The 15809-nt window shown below is 53.8% G+C and carries 20 protein-coding genes; 4 read left to right on the top strand and 16 right to left on the bottom strand.

All coding sequences use genetic code 11. The features are described from left to right. Positions 1-140 precede the first annotated feature (140 nt). The 7 genes from racE to KI367_RS18125 all read right to left on the bottom strand — a co-directional run bounded on the left by racE (position 141) and on the right by KI367_RS18125 (position 4853). A complete protein-coding gene (gene racE / locus KI367_RS18155; RefSeq protein ID WP_281422512.1) occupies positions 141-956 on the bottom strand; it encodes a glutamate racemase in 816 nt (271 codons plus the stop codon). 197 nt (positions 957-1153) lie between these two features. Beyond that, a complete protein-coding gene (locus KI367_RS18150; protein WP_036706632.1) occupies positions 1154-1516 on the bottom strand; it encodes a YtxH domain-containing protein in 363 nt (120 codons plus the stop codon). Between the two features lie 22 nt (positions 1517-1538). Further along, positions 1539-1988, bottom strand: a complete 450-nt coding sequence (locus KI367_RS18145) for a DUF948 domain-containing protein (protein ID WP_036706628.1) — start codon at positions 1986-1988, stop codon at positions 1539-1541. Between the two features lie 189 nt (positions 1989-2177). Next, entirely contained in the window at positions 2178-2603 is a 426-nt protein-coding gene (locus KI367_RS18140) for a DUF86 domain-containing protein (RefSeq protein WP_036706625.1), read from the bottom strand. 155 nt (positions 2604-2758) lie between these two features. Next, complete coding sequence (locus tag KI367_RS18135; protein ID WP_036706623.1) at positions 2759-3046, bottom strand: Dabb family protein; 288 nt, start codon at positions 3044-3046, stop codon at positions 2759-2761. An 87-nt stretch (positions 3047-3133) separates the two neighbouring features. After that, on the bottom strand, positions 3134-3559 hold the full coding sequence (locus KI367_RS18130; protein WP_212951382.1) for a phage holin family protein: 426 nt from the start codon (positions 3557-3559) through the stop codon (positions 3134-3136). A gap of 151 nt (positions 3560-3710) precedes the next feature. Next, entirely contained in the window at positions 3711-4853 is a 1143-nt protein-coding gene (locus KI367_RS18125; protein ID WP_212951380.1) for a polysaccharide deacetylase family protein, read from the bottom strand. Positions 4854-5199: 346 nt separating this feature from the next. Here KI367_RS18125 and KI367_RS18120 point away from each other — a divergent pair, with 346 nt between their 5' ends. The 3 genes from KI367_RS18120 to KI367_RS18110 all read left to right on the top strand — a co-directional run bounded on the left by KI367_RS18120 (position 5200) and on the right by KI367_RS18110 (position 7944). Next, positions 5200-5787 carry a helix-turn-helix domain-containing protein gene (locus KI367_RS18120; RefSeq protein WP_212951379.1) on the top strand — a complete coding sequence of 196 codons (588 nt, stop codon included), beginning with the start codon at positions 5200-5202 and terminating at the stop codon, positions 5785-5787. Between the two features lie 501 nt (positions 5788-6288). After that, on the top strand, positions 6289-7506 hold the full coding sequence (locus KI367_RS18115; protein WP_036706615.1) for an MFS transporter: 1218 nt from the start codon (positions 6289-6291) through the stop codon (positions 7504-7506). 15 nt (positions 7507-7521) lie between these two features. After that, entirely contained in the window at positions 7522-7944 is a 423-nt protein-coding gene (locus KI367_RS18110) for a universal stress protein (protein ID WP_212951377.1), read from the top strand. Between the two features lie 101 nt (positions 7945-8045). On the opposite strand, the gene pstB is transcribed toward KI367_RS18110, so the two are convergent. From pstB to KI367_RS18090, 4 genes are all read right to left on the bottom strand, one after another. Beyond that, the gene (pstB, locus tag KI367_RS18105; protein ID WP_212951375.1) at positions 8046-8804 is read right to left on the bottom strand and encodes a phosphate ABC transporter ATP-binding protein PstB; all 759 of its coding nucleotides are present in this window, start codon (positions 8802-8804) and stop codon (positions 8046-8048) included. A gap of 14 nt (positions 8805-8818) precedes the next feature. Then, a complete protein-coding gene (gene pstA, locus KI367_RS18100) occupies positions 8819-9715 on the bottom strand; it encodes a phosphate ABC transporter permease PstA (protein WP_036706608.1) in 897 nt (298 codons plus the stop codon). Further along, on the bottom strand, positions 9712-10647 hold the full coding sequence (gene pstC, locus KI367_RS18095) for a phosphate ABC transporter permease subunit PstC (protein WP_036706604.1): 936 nt from the start codon (positions 10645-10647) through the stop codon (positions 9712-9714). Before pstC ends, pstA begins: the two co-directional genes overlap by 4 nt. 85 nt (positions 10648-10732) lie before the next feature. Continuing rightward, positions 10733-11656 (bottom strand): phosphate ABC transporter substrate-binding protein, encoded by a 924-nt coding sequence (locus tag KI367_RS18090; RefSeq protein WP_212951410.1) that lies wholly within the window; start codon positions 11654-11656, stop codon positions 10733-10735. Between the two features lie 207 nt (positions 11657-11863). Here KI367_RS18090 and KI367_RS18085 point away from each other — a divergent pair, with 207 nt between their 5' ends. Beyond that, positions 11864-12769, top strand: a complete 906-nt coding sequence (locus tag KI367_RS18085) for a LysR family transcriptional regulator (RefSeq protein WP_212951373.1) — start codon at positions 11864-11866, stop codon at positions 12767-12769. Between the two features lie 100 nt (positions 12770-12869). Here the strand turns inward: KI367_RS18085 and KI367_RS18080 are convergent, their stop codons facing one another. The 5 genes from KI367_RS18080 to KI367_RS18060 all read right to left on the bottom strand — a co-directional run bounded on the left by KI367_RS18080 (position 12870) and on the right by KI367_RS18060 (position 15809). Further along, on the bottom strand, positions 12870-13181 hold the full coding sequence (locus KI367_RS18080) for a hypothetical protein (protein WP_212951371.1): 312 nt from the start codon (positions 13179-13181) through the stop codon (positions 12870-12872). 188 nt (positions 13182-13369) lie between these two features. After that, on the bottom strand, positions 13370-13774 hold the full coding sequence (locus KI367_RS18075; protein ID WP_212951409.1) for a hypothetical protein: 405 nt from the start codon (positions 13772-13774) through the stop codon (positions 13370-13372). 37 nt (positions 13775-13811) lie between these two features. Further along, positions 13812-14519 (bottom strand): TetR/AcrR family transcriptional regulator, encoded by a 708-nt coding sequence (locus tag KI367_RS18070; protein WP_212951369.1) that lies wholly within the window; start codon positions 14517-14519, stop codon positions 13812-13814. Between the two features lie 224 nt (positions 14520-14743). Beyond that, positions 14744-15229: a nitroreductase family protein gene (locus KI367_RS18065; protein WP_212951368.1), complete on the bottom strand. Its 486-nt coding sequence runs from the start codon at positions 15227-15229 to the stop codon at positions 14744-14746. 4 nt (positions 15230-15233) lie between these two features. Then, positions 15234-15809: a nitroreductase family protein gene (locus KI367_RS18060; RefSeq protein ID WP_212951366.1), complete on the bottom strand. Its 576-nt coding sequence runs from the start codon at positions 15807-15809 to the stop codon at positions 15234-15236.

Here is a 15809-nt window from a genome sequence, read left to right as displayed (position 1 = left end):
GACCATGCTTCTATGCCCCCACCAAGCGAAGCTTTGATTTCGATTTGAGGGGGCACCGAACAAGAAGGGGGATGATCGAACGAAGCCCATAAATCAAAAAAGGAAAAGGCTCGCGGCGATTCCGGAGCCCTTTCCTTGGCTTAGTCTTCCATGAATTTTGAAACCTGCCAGACGACGGGAGTTCGCCGGATTTGCTCGCCCAACCAGGTTTTGGCGATTTTCTGGAACATTTCCGGGTCTCCGCTGCAAAAAAATTGATGCACGGGGCTTTCGTCGCTGCTTGCAAGCTGCCCCTTGTCGTACAGGATCGTGCTGACCTCCCTCGCCGTCTCGTCCGCCGAGCTGATCAGCTTCACCTGCTCTCCCATGACCTCTTGTATCGTATCTCTCAAAAACGGATAATGCGTGCAGCCCAAAATCAGGCAGTCGATCGAAGAGCTTCGCATGTTTTGGAGGGATGCCTCAACGACGGACGTCGTTTCGTTCGACCGGAATTGTCCCTGTTCCACAAGCGGAACAAGCCCGGGGCAAGCTTCGCTCACCACGTGCACATAAGGGGAAAGCTGCTTCAAGGCCGCCGTGTACGCGCCGCTCCGGATCGTTCCGGTCGTACCGATGACGCCGATATGACCGGTTTTCGTGGCGCTGATGGCCGCCCTTGCACCGGGGTGAATCACGCCGATGACCGGAATGGGCACCTTTTCCGAAATATATTCCAGCGCCGCGGCCGTTGCCGTGTTGCAGGCGATGACGATCGCCTTGGGATTGAACTGGCTGAGAAAATCAACGATTTGTTCCGTAAATTTTCTCACTTCTTCGGACGAACGGGGTCCGTATGGCGTGCGGGCGGTATCTCCGAAATAAATGATTTTTTCCCGTGGGAGCTGTCTCATGATCTCTTTGACGACCGTCAATCCCCCCACGCCCGAGTCTAATATCGCGATTGCTTGCTGCACGAACACACCGCTTCCTTCTTGTCGATTTATGCTCTTTCATTTGCTAACATATGAACGGGTGATGCCAAAGGTACCTCCGGCATTTACGCTAATGATGCCAAATACGGCGGAAGCCGCTGCCCGCGCAAAAACGCAGCAAAAGCAGGCCCGGTTATCCCCTGACCATGGGGAACGGACCCGCCCGCAACGCCTGCCGATTACAGCTCTCCGGCGTCTTCTTTCGAATCTTTGCTTGAGACGACGGTCTTTTCGCCGCGTTCCTGGATCGATGAGATTTGAGCCAGCTCGACCTCTTCTTCGTCTTCGTCCGTCTTGCGCCATCCGCGGATATCCGAAATGACGTTGCCGGCCGTGTCCTTCACCCTTTCGATCAAGGTAACGCCCTGCTCGCTGACCTTCCCTGCAAACTCCTGCGTTTTCGTGCCGATCGTTCTTGCGCCTTCAGCGATATCTTGACGAAGTTCCTTGCCGGATTTCGGCGCCAAGAGAAGTGCCGTGACCGAACCTACCACGCTGCCGATTAACGCGCCCCACAACAAGCTTTTGTTTTTTTCCTTCATCGCTCTGATCTCTCCTTTGCGCTCAGGCATCATCGTCCGCAGGGGATGGCGACTGCCGTTTGATGGATTGCCATACGGATAACCCCGCATCCAGCCACCGGAAAGCTTCCGCCAGACGAAGCTCGTTTTCCCGGCGCGCTTTTTCCAAGCGTTCCATGGCCGTATCGGTCACGAGCTGCGCAATGGCGTCCGCCCGCTGGACCGTGTTCGACAGGCTTTCGCCCGCAAGCTTCAGCGACTCGCAGAACGGCTTGACTTCCTCGGTCCTGGCTTTCAGCTGCGAAAGCGTCGCCGAGGTCTGCGCAAGCAGCTCCTTGGACTCGGCGGCAAGCTGCGAAATCTCATGCCCCGCTTTTCCAAGCACATCCTCGGTTCGAAGCAGCACTCTCCGGATCGTGTGCAGCAGAATCAGCCCAAAAACGGCGAATATCGCGAATCCGCAGGCAAACCCTATGGCGCCCCATTCCGACATGACGGTGTCACTCCCTTCACCCTTACGGGCTAATGCCCATTTGTTAGGATATTATAAGCACGGGGAGATTGTCCTGACACAAAGGACTAGGCGTATTTCGAAAAAAAATCGGCCCGCGAAAAAACAACAAGCCCGATCCGGTCTTCAGGATGGGCTTAAGCAGTCCATGCAGGCTTTAAGAAACGACGATTAATGTCCAAGCTCTTGCCGGATATATTCCCGCACCTGAACGGCAAATCGGTCCAGAATGTCCGGCAGCACCGGCGTGAGCGGGTGAATCTCGGCGCGTTTCCAGGAATAGTACTCCTGAACCAACGGCTTGCGGAGGCCGACCAGCTCGCGAAGCACGCGGTAAATATCGTCATCGAATACCTTCTCTTCATGGTTGATTTCCATAATATCTTCGTAGCTGCTGGCATCCCGCATAATAAAGCCGTCGATCAAATAACTGCCGACATCGGTAACGACCTCGATCGCCAAATGCAGCGCCCGTTCCTGAACCATGCCGAGCATGACGCTGCCATCCCAGGCTTCGGCCGTCCGCTTGAGAGCTTCGGCAATTTCCGGAATCGTGCCCAGACGAAGCTGAATCTGCTCCTGATTTACATAATACACGGTTTGTACCTCCAAGCTGCGAATGTTATTTGCCTTTTTTGCCGCGGCGCTTCAGCCAGAAAAACATGACGAAAATCGCTGCGACAAATACGAAAAGCAGGAACAATGTTTCCATTGGATATTCCAGATCGCTCATAATTCGTACTTCCTATCTGCTAGATTTCGTAATCAACGCTAAGGGATAATTCTTTCGTTTCGTTCAAATGGCGAATGACTTCCTGATGGACGGGATGCACTTGGTATGCCTGCAAATCGTCCAGGGAAGCAAATTCGGTCACCAGGGCGATATCGAACGAACGTTCCGAATGAACGATGTCAACGCCTACCTCGATCGCGCGCAGCTGCGGGATCTTCCCTTCCATGGCACGCAACACGGCCGCCGTTTTGTCAACGCTTTCCGGAGATCGGTCTTGCAATTTAATGAAAACGATATGCTTGATCATGGCCTGTTCTCCTTGTACGAGTCGTAAGGTTACAAAAAAAATATACCATATCCTCCCGCTTTGGGAAAGAGAAGCATCCGGGAGAGGTTATCGTTTCGGCGGGTCCTTCTCTTTGTCGCTGTCTTTGTTTTTCAGCACCGCTATCATTCTCCGCAATTTGTCGGGCATGGGCAGTCCAAGCCGTCCGTAGTTTTCCGTGATCGATATCAGCTCGTTCGCCAAATAGAAATAAATAGCTCCCGTTTTGAGGACATCGGTCCCTCCCATAAGAAGCACGTCCATCTGATGGGCCAAAACAATGACCACCAGCATAAGCGCCTTCCGCGTCAAGCCCCAGAAGCCGACGTCGCTTTTCAAACCGGATCCTTCCTTGATCGAAGCCAGCAAACCGGTCACGTAATCGACCACGATGGTGAACAAAAAAAAACACAGCAATGGATCCCATCCCCCGAATGCCATCGCGATAATACTGCCGGCGAGCGCGCTGATGCTATTGACGGCAAGTGAATTCATAAAACTGCGCCTCCCTTCCTATCATCTTCTATATCTTATGAAGGGAGGACACGTTCTGCGAAGCCGAATCGCCTTGATTGCCGGCCTATTTCATAGATTCGCGCGAGGTAGCGGATGCTGCTGTGGTATATTATGTCTTAAAAATGCAAGATTATCGTTCGTCGTTCCAGAAGTTCATCGGCTTCATATCGTTCGTCAGCGGCTTAAACGTGTAACCTTCCGCCTGAATGGCCTTGATCAGCTTCGGCAAAATCGTTACCGTTGCATGCTGGTCGTGGAACAAGACGATCGGGGTGACTCCTTTTTTCTTCATGTTTTTGACGTCTCTCATGACATTGTCGTAAATTTTTTGCGGGTTGCTTTGGTATCTCCAGTCATTGGAGTCGATGTTCCAATCCCACAGGCGATAACCGTAAGCAGCCGTCTGGTCGCGGTAAACTTTCGTAAAATACGGTTTGCTGCCGTAAGGCACCCGGATCAGCTTCGTGTACACGTTCGCGGCCTGGTGCAGTTTGGCATTGTCCATGTTCATTTCGTTCAGCGCCGAAGCCGGCGATGCATAGAACTTGTCCTTCTGATGCGTCATGCCGTGCAAGCCTACGCCGTGCCCTTCCTTGACGAGGCGCGCCACGGATGCGGGATGATGGGCGATTTGGTTGCCGAGCATGAAAAACGTCGCTTTTACCTTATACTGTTTCAAAACATTGAGCAGCTGCGGCGTATACGGGGACGGACCGTCGTCAAAGGTAATATAAATCGTTCTCGCTCCTGCCGCCGGCTTGGTCGTCGGCGTCGGCGTTTTCGGCTTATGCTGCTGGATATAACCGGCGTATTTGTTTGCCAGCTGCGCATCCGTCAGCGCCGCCCCGCCGTTTATTGCGCGGTACAGGTTTTGTTTCGGCAAATACGACAGCGCAAACCCGAACTTTTGGCTTAAAATCCGGAACGAAATGAACGTTCTGCCGTTTTTGACGAGCGTGTTTTTGCCGTCTGCCGGAAGCGTCGCCGAAGCGCCGCCCCGATGGGTCAGCTTCACGTTCCCCTTTGCGTATTGCACCGTAAGATTCATGGCCGAAGCGGTTTGAACCAAAGGAACGTATAAAGTGCCTTTATGTATGATGGGCGACATTGGATAAGTAACCAGCGTGTCGTTCACGGCAACGAATACGGACGACGTCGCGGCGCCCGCCGAACTCCCCGCCGCAGACGCGCTGCCTTGTCCGGCGGAAAAAATGCAGCCGAAGACCAGGATCAGGGATAACATCCATTTGGAGCATTGCAAAACCTTTTTCACTTCTCTCTACCAACCTTTTACGCGTATTTTGCATAGATTTGCAGTCTCAAGGAATCTATTAAACCATTTTCCTCAAATCCAAACTTCGAATCTAGCAATCTAGTTCCTCTGCATTGTACCCGACTCCGCCTGTCGTTTCAATTTCAATTCAGTAACCATTGCTGTCATCTTTTCGTAAATATTAGGAAATCAAGGAGATTCATAGAAGCTCGTTTGTGACCAACAGCCTGCAAATGTCGAAAAATGCATAACGCACTAGGAAGAAAGGCATAAAAATGGGCGATAGTTACTATTGAAAAGAAGCCTTTTAAAATGTAGAATTTGAAGAAAAATCTTCGGAGGAAATATGCCTACACAACAAGAACAGCATTCAATTCAGGCGTGGTCTCTGATCAACCGCAAATATTTGGGAAAAGGCATTCGCGTCAAACGCTTTCGCAAGCCTTCCCGCTGCCAGATCCGCAACCGGGTGTTGCTGGCGGTGCTGATGGTCAACGACATCAAGCTGTCGCAGCTTGCCGAGGAGCTCGGCGTCTCCTCCCGAAGCGTCAGCGCCTGGGTGTATGAAGGCCGGATCCCCGGCAAAAAAAATCTGGACAAAGTATGCCAGTTTCTCGGGTATCCCCACCATATCCTGTTTAACCGCTCCGTAACTTCGAGCAGCCCGATCATATGTCAGCCTTCGCCGTCCAGATTCATGCGGAGAACGTTAACCCGTTCGCCTGTCGACAACAAAATTTTAACGGGGCTTTGCATGGTCCATGACCTTTCGGTCAGCGACGTCAGCGAATGGATGGACATCCACCCCGGCACGTTTCGCAAATGGCTGCACCAAGGAACCTTGCCATCCCCAAGCTTTCAGGACCGGGCCGAGCTTTTTTTCCGCATCCCGAAATTCATCCTGTTTGCGGACTGCGTTTTAAACGAATCCTAACCAAAATACGGCGTTTACCAAGCCAACCCTTGGCAAACAGCTCTATGATCCGGCAATCCTTCCGGCTTATAGAGCTGTTTTCGTTTGGGCATATTAACTACGGCTTCGAACAAATAGCTCCGGAGAAAAACGGCACGCACAAATGGCGTCCACTCAAAAGTTAACGTTGACGTTAACGTTATATAGGATTAAAATGATGGATGTCGCCGGATTTATAAGCGCGGGCATGCTTCCCGCACATGCGGCAATCGCTCGACAAGCAACTCGAATGGATTTGCCATAAAATCGTAAAAATGAAGGCGATGCAGACCGGGCGGAACGGACGAAGGACCGTCTCGGCGCTTTCGGTCACGCATTCGATGGGGGGAAACGGACCGAAGCGCCCGAACCAGGAGCAATGGGGTCCTTTTTTCTCGGCAAAGCCTTGAAGCCCCGTTTTCTTGTGATGCGCACTTCTGAAAAATGAAAAATCATTTACAAAAAAGTGAGGTAATGTATTCCATGAAGTCTAACGCAACCGAACCTCTGGAACTTGAACAGAGGAAAGCCGGGCTGCTTTCCCAGCCCAAAGCGGTATGGGCGATCGCCTTTGCCTGCGTCATCTCTTTTATGGGTCTCGGACTCGTCGACCCGATTTTGCCTGCGATCGCCGCGCAGCTGCATGCCAGCAAAAGCCAGGTATCCCTCCTGTTTACCAGCTACAACCTGGTGACCGGGGTAGCCATGCTCATTACCGGCGTCATTTCCAGCCGGATCGGCATCAAAAAAACATTGCTTACCGGCATTTTGCTCATCATCATCTTCTCCGCGCTTGGGGGATTCTCGGACACGATCGGCCAAATCGTCGGCTTCCGCGGAGGCTGGGGACTGGGCAACGCCCTGTTTATCGCTACCGCCTTGTCCGCCATCGTCGGCCTGTCCACGTCCGGCACGGCTAAAGCGATCATCCTGTACGAAGCCGCGCTTGGCCTCGGCATTTCGGTCGGACCGCTGCTTGGCGGGGAGCTCGGCTCCATCAGCTGGCGCGGACCGTTTTTCGGCGTTGCGGTCCTTATGCTTCTTGCTTTCATCTTCATCATCTTTATGCTTCCGTCCATTCCGAAGCCGAAAAAAGCCAGCACCCTGGCCGACCCGTTCAAAGCGCTGTCCTATCCGGCCCTGCTGACGCTCGGAATCACCGCATTCCTGTACAACTTCGGCTTTTTCACGCTGATGGCCTACTCTCCGTACGTCATGGAACTGGATGAGCACGGTCTCGGTTACGTCTTCTTCGGCTGGGGCATCCTGCTTGCCTTCACGTCCGTATTTGTCGCTCCGAAGCTGCAAAAACGGTTTAGCGTCGTGAAATCGATTTGCACGGTGCTTACGCTGTTTACGATCGTCCTCGTCATCATGGGGATCGGCACGTACAACCACTCGCCGAAAACCGTCATCGTCTGCGTCATCGTGGCCGGCATTTTCCTCGGCATCAACAACACGCTGATCACGACGGCCGTCATGCAGGCTGCACCGGTGGAACGTTCCGTCGCTTCCGCGGCATACAGCTTCGTCCGTTTCCTTGGGGGCGCCGTTTCTCCTTGGCTCGCCGGCAAGCTTTCGGAATGGTACCATGCCGAAACGCCGTTTTATTTTGGCGGATTGATGGTATTTATTGGTGTCATCGTTTTACTTGCCAGCCGCCGTCATCTGAAGCATGTTGACCGGGCGGAAGGCCATTAAAAGGAGGTCCTCTTCATGTATAATCGAATTCTCGTGCCGCTTGACGGTTCCGAGCATGCCCGCCGCGCGCTGGATACGGCCGTACGGCTCATGCAAAGCTTGAAAAACATGCCGGAGCTGGCGCTTCTTCATGTGAATCCCTCCATCTCCATCAACGAGCCGCCTGTAGGCATCGATTTGGAGGAGCACATCCGGGAAGAAGGAGAAAAAGTATTGGCTCCGGCCACGGCATCCCTCTCCAAGCAGGGGATCGGTTACGAAACGTACACCAAAACCGGAGACCCCGCTTCCGTCATTTGCAAAACGGCCGAGGAGCAGCACGCCGACCTGATCGTCATGGGCAGCCGGGGCATCGGCCTGATGTCGGAACTGCTGATCGGCAGCGTCAGCCACAGCGTCGTGCAGCATGCCCACTGTGCGGTCATGATCGTCAGATAGCGGGTTCGAAAAGAGCATGCCAAAAAGGGTATCCCCGAAGGTTCAGCGAACCTGGGGGTACCCTTTTTTTTGGCACGGACAGCGGTTCCGGCGGAGAACAATTAACCGAACCTTCCCGAAATGTAATCCTGCGTCATCTGCTGCTCGGGATTCGTAAAGATTTTTTCCGTCGTATCATGCTCCATCAAGCTTCCCAAATAAAAATACGCGGTGTAATCGGAAATGCGCGCCGCCTGCTGCATGTTATGGGTAACGATGACGATGCTGAGTTCCTTTTTCAGGTCTGTAATCAGCTCCTCGACTTTCGCCGTCGATACCGGGTCGAGCGCCGAAGCCGGCTCGTCGAGCAGCAAAATGCCCGGTTTGACGGATAAGGCCCTTGCGATGCAGAGACGCTGCTGCTGGCCGCCGGACAAGGACAAGGCCGACTGCTTCAGGCGGTCTTTGACCTCGTCCCACAGCGCCGCTTTGCGCAGGCTTGTCTCCACGATTTCATCCAGCTCTGCTTTATTTTTGATGCCATGGTATTTCGGCCCGAAGGCGATATTTTCGTAAATGGATTTATAAAACGGGTTCGGCTTCTGCCAGACCATGCCGATTTTTTGGCGAAGCTGAATGACGTCGGTGCCCGGGTCGTTGATGTCCACCCCGTCGATCCAGATGCGCCCTTTGATTTTGGCCTGGGAAATTTCGTCGTTCATCCGGTTCAAGGAGCGCAAAAACGTCGATTTGCCGCAGCCCGAAGGACCGATCAGGGCGGTGACGCTTTTTTCCGGGAAACTCAGGCTGATATTTTTAACCGCTTCGTATTGCCCGTAAAATACGCTGAGATGTTCTGTTCGAAACGTTGCGTTGTTCATGTATGATGTCCCTCCTATCCCATGCGCTTGGATGCCGTCATCGCTTTGTACAACACGCCGCCAAGCCACCTAGCGAACAGATTAAACAGCAGCACGAGAATGACGAGCACGGCCGATGCGCCTGCGGCGATTTGGGCCGCGTCCGGCGCCAGGCCTTCGCTGTTGATTTTCCAAATATGCACGGCCAGCGTTTCGGCCGGACGGAACGGATTGATCGGCGACGTCGGGCTAAGCGGGTTCCAATTGGTGAAATCCAGGCGCGGCGTGGACATCCCTGCCGTAAAGAGCAGCGCTGCCGCTTCCCCGAACACCCTGCCGGCGGCCAAAACCGTACCGGTCACGATGCTTGGAAGAGCCACCGGGAACAGGACCGAGGAAATGATTTTCCATTTGGACAGCCCGAGCGCAAGCCCCGCCTCCTTCTGCTCCTTCGGCACGCTGCGGAACGCCTGCTCCGTAATCCGCACCATCAGCGGCAGGTTGAAAATCGTCAGCACCAGCGCGCCGGAGAACAGCGAAAATCCGAAACCGAACGTATTGACGATCAGCAGCAGGCCGAACAAACCGACCACGATCGACGGAAACGAGGACAACACTTCGACGACCAGCCGGATCGTGCCGGTGATTTTGCCCGGCTTCGCGTATTCGGCCATGTAAATCCCTGCGCCGAGTCCGAGCGGAATCGTAATGATCAGGGTCAGAACCAGCAAAAACAAGGAGTTGAACAGCTGCGGGCCGATGCCGCCCCCTTCGCGGATCGTTTGCGGAACGGAGGTCAGGAAATGCCAGTCGATATGGCTGAGCCCCCGCACCAGAATAAAGCCGATCAGGCCTACAAGCACCGCGACGATCAACAAGGAAAACACCACGATGAAGAAAGTTGCTATTTTGTCGGTCAGTTTCGCTCTCAAATCCGATGTCTCCTTTCCAAAAGCCGGACGATCATAACGAATACGAAGGTCATGAACATCAGCGCAAGCGCCATGCTCCACAGCGCGTTGCTGTGCGCGGATCCCATGACGGTGTTGCCCATATCCAGCGTAATGACGCTCGTAAGCGTCGATGCCGATTCAAACAGCGACCGCGGAATATGCGGCGCGTTGCCGATAACCATCTGCACGGCCAGCGCTTCGCCGAAGGCGCGAGCCATCCCCAGCACGACGCCCGTCAGAATAGAAGGCAAAACGGTTGGCAAAATAACTCTGGAGATCGTCTGCCAGCGGGTCGCCCCCAGCGCAAACGAAGACTCCTTCAAGCCGCGCGGCAGCGACGCCAGCGCGTCCGCCGCCACGCTCGTGATCGTCGGCAAAATCATGACGGAAAGAACGATGGCCCCCGCCGCGATCCCGATCCCTTGTCCGGGGAACACGTTCCGCAAAAAAGGCACGACGACGGTCAGGCCGATAAAGCCGTAAACGACCGAAGGGATGCCGGCGAGCAGCTCGATGACGGGCTGCAGCAGCTTTTTGCCCCAGCCGGGCACGATTTCGGTCATGAACAGCGAAGCGCAGATGCTGAGCGGGCTTGCGATCAGCGCAGCCAGCAGCGACGTGGCGAACGACCCGAAGATAAACGGCAGCACGCCGTACATCGGCTCGCCGTTATTGCCTTCCGGGTCCCAGGTGGTGCCGAACAAAAAATCGCTCAGGCTGACGCCATCGCGAAAGAAAGTCGCAAGTCCTTTGGACGCGACGAAATAGACGATGGATAATATGATGACAATGAGCAGAGCCGCGCAAATGAACGTATAGCTCCGGCCCGCGACATCTTCAGCATGATGTTTTTTCCAGCGGGTGCCGCGCGCAGGCTGAACTTGAACAGGCCTTTCATCAATGGTTTTCATCGTTGTCCTTCTTTCTAATGTGAAAATAGAGGCGAAATTCCCTTTCGCCTCTTTCTTGCCATGAGGTTTTGCGCCCGGTCAGGGCTTACTTCGTAATGTTGCCTTCGGCGTCGCGTTTGACTTCCATTTTGCTGACCGGAATGTAGCCAAGCTCTACGACGTCGCCGTTTTGAACGGCATCCGAAGCGATGTAATCAAGGAATGCTTTGACTTCAGGCTTAGGTTCGCCTTTCGTGTACATATGCTCGTAAGCCCATACCGGATATTTGCCGGACGTTACGTTTTCAACCGTTGCTTCCACGCCTTCGTATTTGAGCACTTTCACTTTGTCGTCCAGGTAAGAGAGTGCCAGGTAACCGATCGCCCCTGGGCTTTCAGCCACGATTTTTTTGACCGTGCCGGAGGATTCTTCCTGGATGGAACCTTTCAGATCTTCGGTCGAAGTACCCAGCGCGTATTTTTCGAAAGTTTTGCGGGTGCCGGAGCTTGCCGGACGGTTGACGATGACGATTTTTTCGTCTTTGCCGCCGACTTCTTTCCAGTTCGTGACTTTACCCGTGAAAATATCGACCAGCTGCTGCTTCGTCAGGCTGTCTACGCCGACGTCCGGATTGGTTACCGCCGCCATGGCCACAACCGCCACCTGGTGGTCAACCAGGTCTTTGGCTTCGTCTTTCAGCTTTTCTTCCGCAAATACGTCGGAGTTGCCGATGTCGGCTTGCCCGCCTGCAACTTGCGTCAAACCGGTGCCGCTGCCGCCGCCTTGCACTTGAACCTGGATTTTGGAGTATTGGGATTCCGCCATGAATTTTTGCGCAGCTTGTTCGACGAGCGGTTGAAGCGCCGTCGAGCCGACCGCCAGGATCGAGCCGCTCAGTTCCGTGGCCGAGGATTTATCGTCTGTCGCAGCGCCGGAAGCGCTGCTCGTGTCTTCGGTATTTTTGCTGCCGCATGCGGCCAGCATAACAACCAGCGCCAACGTGCACAGCATGAGAAGCGATTTTTTCATCTTGATCATCTTTTGGTTTCCCCCTGTTTTTGAGTGATCTCCCGGCAGCTCTCTTGGCTGCCTACAAACTCATTGTAGTTCCCTATCGTTTTATGAAATGTTGCGTTTTGTAAAATGAAGAATAAAAAAATATATAATCTATTTATAATTAAATAGAATAAATCTATAATGGTAGTTAAGAATTTGATGATCACCAGGGGGACCCCCATGAATTTGTTAAAATTGCACATCCTCGTTCTGATCGAGAAACTGAAAAAAGTGACGGACGTGGCACGGGAGCTGGATATGAAGCAGCCGACCGTGACGTTTCATATGAAAAGCCTGGAGGAAGAGCTGGGGGTAGCCTTGTTTGAGACGAAAAGGGGCCGCATCTGGCTGACCGAGGCCGGAAAGGCGCTGTATCCGTATGCGGTGAAAATGACGGCGATGGCGCAGGAAGCCCGCAAAGCGGTTCAGGATTACGCGGATCTCAACAAAGGGCGCTTGCACATCGGGGCCGACGGCATGATGGGGTCTTACGTGCTCCCGGAGCTGATCAGCGGCTTTTGTTGCCTGTATCCGGGCGTCCAAATCGAATTGAACGTCACGCCCACCCGCCTCGCCAAAGAGCGGCTGCTGAACCAGGAGATCGATCTGGCGTTTTATTATGCCGAAGCCGAGGGTTCTCCTGACGGACAGAAGCCGGTAAAAGAAGAAAAGTTCTCCCAAGATCGCATCGAGCTTATTTTTTCCGGAACACATGCGTTTGCCGGACTCAAGTCGGTGACGCAGAAGCTCATTGCCCAGCAGTTTTTCGCGCAGCACGGCGAGGGGGCGTTTATGACGGACTACGCGCGCGCGTATGCGGCCGCTTCCGGGATCCATCTTTGGGAGCGGACGGCGGCCGATTCGCCGGAAATCGTAAAAAACATGGTGCGGTCCGGTGAATTCATCAGCCTGTTCCCGCTTTCCGGCATCCGGGAGGAGCTTGCGTCCGGTGCGCTCCGTTCGCTGCCGCTGCCCGGACAGGCCGATCCAACCGTGACCGGCGTGCTTGCGTACCATGCCGATCAGCCGGCTTCGCCCGTTTGCGAAAGGTTTATCCAATACGTGCGGGAACAGGCCGAAAACTGATAAGGGGCATCTCCCCGGATCATTTGGATCTTGAGAGACGCCCCTTTTTATATTGAAGAAAAACAGCCCCTCTTCGGTTCAAAAGGTGATGCCAACATTTCTAAACCGGCACCGCAAATTTGCTCCGGCTCCACAGCCACATCGGCGTATGAATGTCGATCGGGCACAGCCCGCTGCCCTGCAGCAGCTCTTCCCATCTGGAAGCCGCAAGCTCCCGGGCCTTCGGGGCGGCCGCTTCCTCCTCGGTCAGGACCCCGAGTTTGACGCTGGATTGAAGGACATGGGTGTCGGGTGCCACCGTAATGCATTCCCGATCCGGAAAGGCAACGTCCGTGTACTGTTCCATCACGTACAGCCAGTAGTTCATGATTTTGTCGCCGCCCAGAAAAGGGAAGCTTTTTTTATGCTGCATGATATGCTGCTTGATCCGGAGGACGGAATTCCCGTTTTGGCGGAAAAGGTTCCGCAAGTCCCCGTCCAGCAAATCCACGATCGTGACGCACAGCGTCCGCCAGACGGCGGGGTTGATGAAGTGAAATTAATTCCGTTATATCCCGTAAAATATCGTCCCTGCTCCGCAGCATGCGTCCTTGGCTCCTCTCAAAACGGCGTCCCCTTTTTGACCGTCAGCAGCGGCAGCAGCAAATACAACCCGTAAGCAAACGCCATCCAAATGACGAAGGCCAGCAGCTGTTCATCCGACAACCCTGCAAAAAAGACGCCCTTATTCCATATCACAAACGTGTCCAGGATTAAACCGACGGCGCTGCCCACCACGCCAAGCCTTACGGCCGCGTAGGGACTCGGATCGAATCGGCGAAAAAGGACAAATACGACGTACAGCACGACGCCCGTCGCGGCCTCCAGCAAAAGAAACGGCGGCAAAAAATTTTGCCGGTACGGGCTGACCAACACCAGCGGTCCGAAAAAGACGAAAAACAGCGTCGCCCCCAGCCAAACCAGCACCGAAAACAACAGCGTCAATCCCATTTTTTCCGAAAACATGTCCAATCCCATGCTCCCTTCCATGCAAAAATAGATGTTAGTCCGTTCCAGCCTTCCGAAGCAAACGCTCAAAGAAAACGCCCAGCTCCGCAAACACTTTTTCCCGGTCCAGCTCGGGGGACACCAGGCTCTGCACGGCCAAGCCGTCAAAAATCGCGTTAATGACGACGGCCCACACCTCGAACGACATGCCCATAAGGCGAACATCCGCATCATCTGTTCCGGCATCGGCTTCCTGACGGTCATGGCGCCTAGTTTCGCCGTTCGGCGGGTCCGTTTTCGGCCGCTCCCCGCTCCCGGAAGGCTCCGCCAAAGGCGGCGTTTGTGCCGGGAAGGCAAGCTGCCGCAGCTTCTCCGCCAGCACCCCGTTTTCGAACGAAATCAAGACGCCGAGCTCCTTCCTCGTTTCTTCATGTTTCAGGCCGAACACGACAAGCGATAGAAACAAGCGGTGAAAAAAAGAATCGGGCCCTCCCCGTTCTTTGGCCGCTCCCAGCGCCTCCGGCACGACAAACTCCTTGGTCTGCAAAGCAGAGAACTCATTCCATGAGCGTTCGCATACGTCTTTGACGACGTCCAGCATCAGCCGGTCTTTCGTCTGGAAATGATAATATACCGTTCCTTGCGTCACCCCAATGCGCTCCGCCACCATTTTTAAAGTCAATTTCTCCAAACCCTGCTCCACGATGCATTGTTTGGCTGCTTCGATCAGCTCCTGCTTGGAAACGACATTCGGTTTAGCCATGAGTATGATCTCCTTTTTTTCATCAAGTTAGTTATCTGACTAACTCACTAACAATATATACCATATGCCGAGCAAAAGTAAAGACGGATTTTTAACCTACATTGACCGGAAATCCAAACGGAAATGCCAAAAGGCTCGCAAGCTGCTTTTAAAAGCAGTCTGCGAGCCTGTTTCCGAGAAAGGACCGGGATCGCCAGAGAACCCCTGGAAACATGCCAAAATTCTTACAACAACTCAAACGTAAGGTCCGGCATATTCCCTGCCGCTGCAGGTTCAACGGTCGGTTCTAGATAACCCATTTCCAAAACGGCAACGATCCGTTCATCTTTTTGGACACCCAAACGCCCGGCACAAGTTCTGTCATAGATCCAATCATTCATCGTCATGCGGACATGGAGATTGTTTTCCCGCGCCAGCAGGCGAAAATTCTGCATAAGGCAGCAGGTCGCCGCAAAATCTTCCTCCCTTTTATGAAGGTCATGCTCTTCTTTTACGACCAATACCAGGTAGGCTGGAGCCTGTTCCTGCAATCCGCGCATGATGTCCGTGCTGCCGGGTCCCATGAAGATGAAACGCCAAGGCTCCCGCAGTCCGTCGTTCGGAGCCCATACGGCTACATTCAATAAATCCAGTACGTGATTTTCCGAAACGGATTTATCGCTATATTTTAATGAATGGACTCCGCAGTAACCGGTTTTAGCATGATTCAACAAGTCACCCTCCTCCTCCCGACAAAACAGTCCATTTCTTTTCCGCTCGCGTCCTTGCCCTGGCTTTCGGCATTTTATCAAAAAATCCGAGGTGAAAAATCCCGACAAGCCTCTCTTCGGGCTTCATTTGGAACAGATCGAATAACTCCTTGCTTTGGATCATCGGTTCCGTGTCCCACAGCACTCCAAGCCGCCGCTGCCAGGCCACAAGCTGAAAATTTTGCATGATCCCGCAAACCGCAGCATAATTCAGGTCGCTTTCCCTCCTGTCCGGACCGGTGACGGCAATGACGGCAAGATGGCCCGGTATATCGGTGACCCTTTTCCGGACGAAATCCCGTACTTTCTCCGGCAGCCATTTGACCAGCCTGTTCTTCACCATGGGCTCCAGCATGCAGGCGGCCAGACGCTCCCTGGAATCCGGCGTTCCCGCATACACGCACCGGAAAGCCGCGGCCTCCCCGGATGAATACAGCTGCTGCGCTTCGCGGAGCAATGTGAACACCAGCTCCGGGTCCACGGGGGAGGAACGAAACCTGCGGATGCTTCTGCGCTCCTGGATCGTCTTCATGAAATCCAT

Origin of the sequence: Paenibacillus cookii (genome assembly GCF_018333375.1) — a bacterium.
GTDB lineage: Bacteria > Bacillota > Bacilli > Paenibacillales > Paenibacillaceae > Paenibacillus_AQ > Paenibacillus_AQ cookii.
The sequence above is the reverse complement of the archived record's forward strand: the minus strand, read 5'-3'. Positions and strand labels throughout refer to the sequence as shown.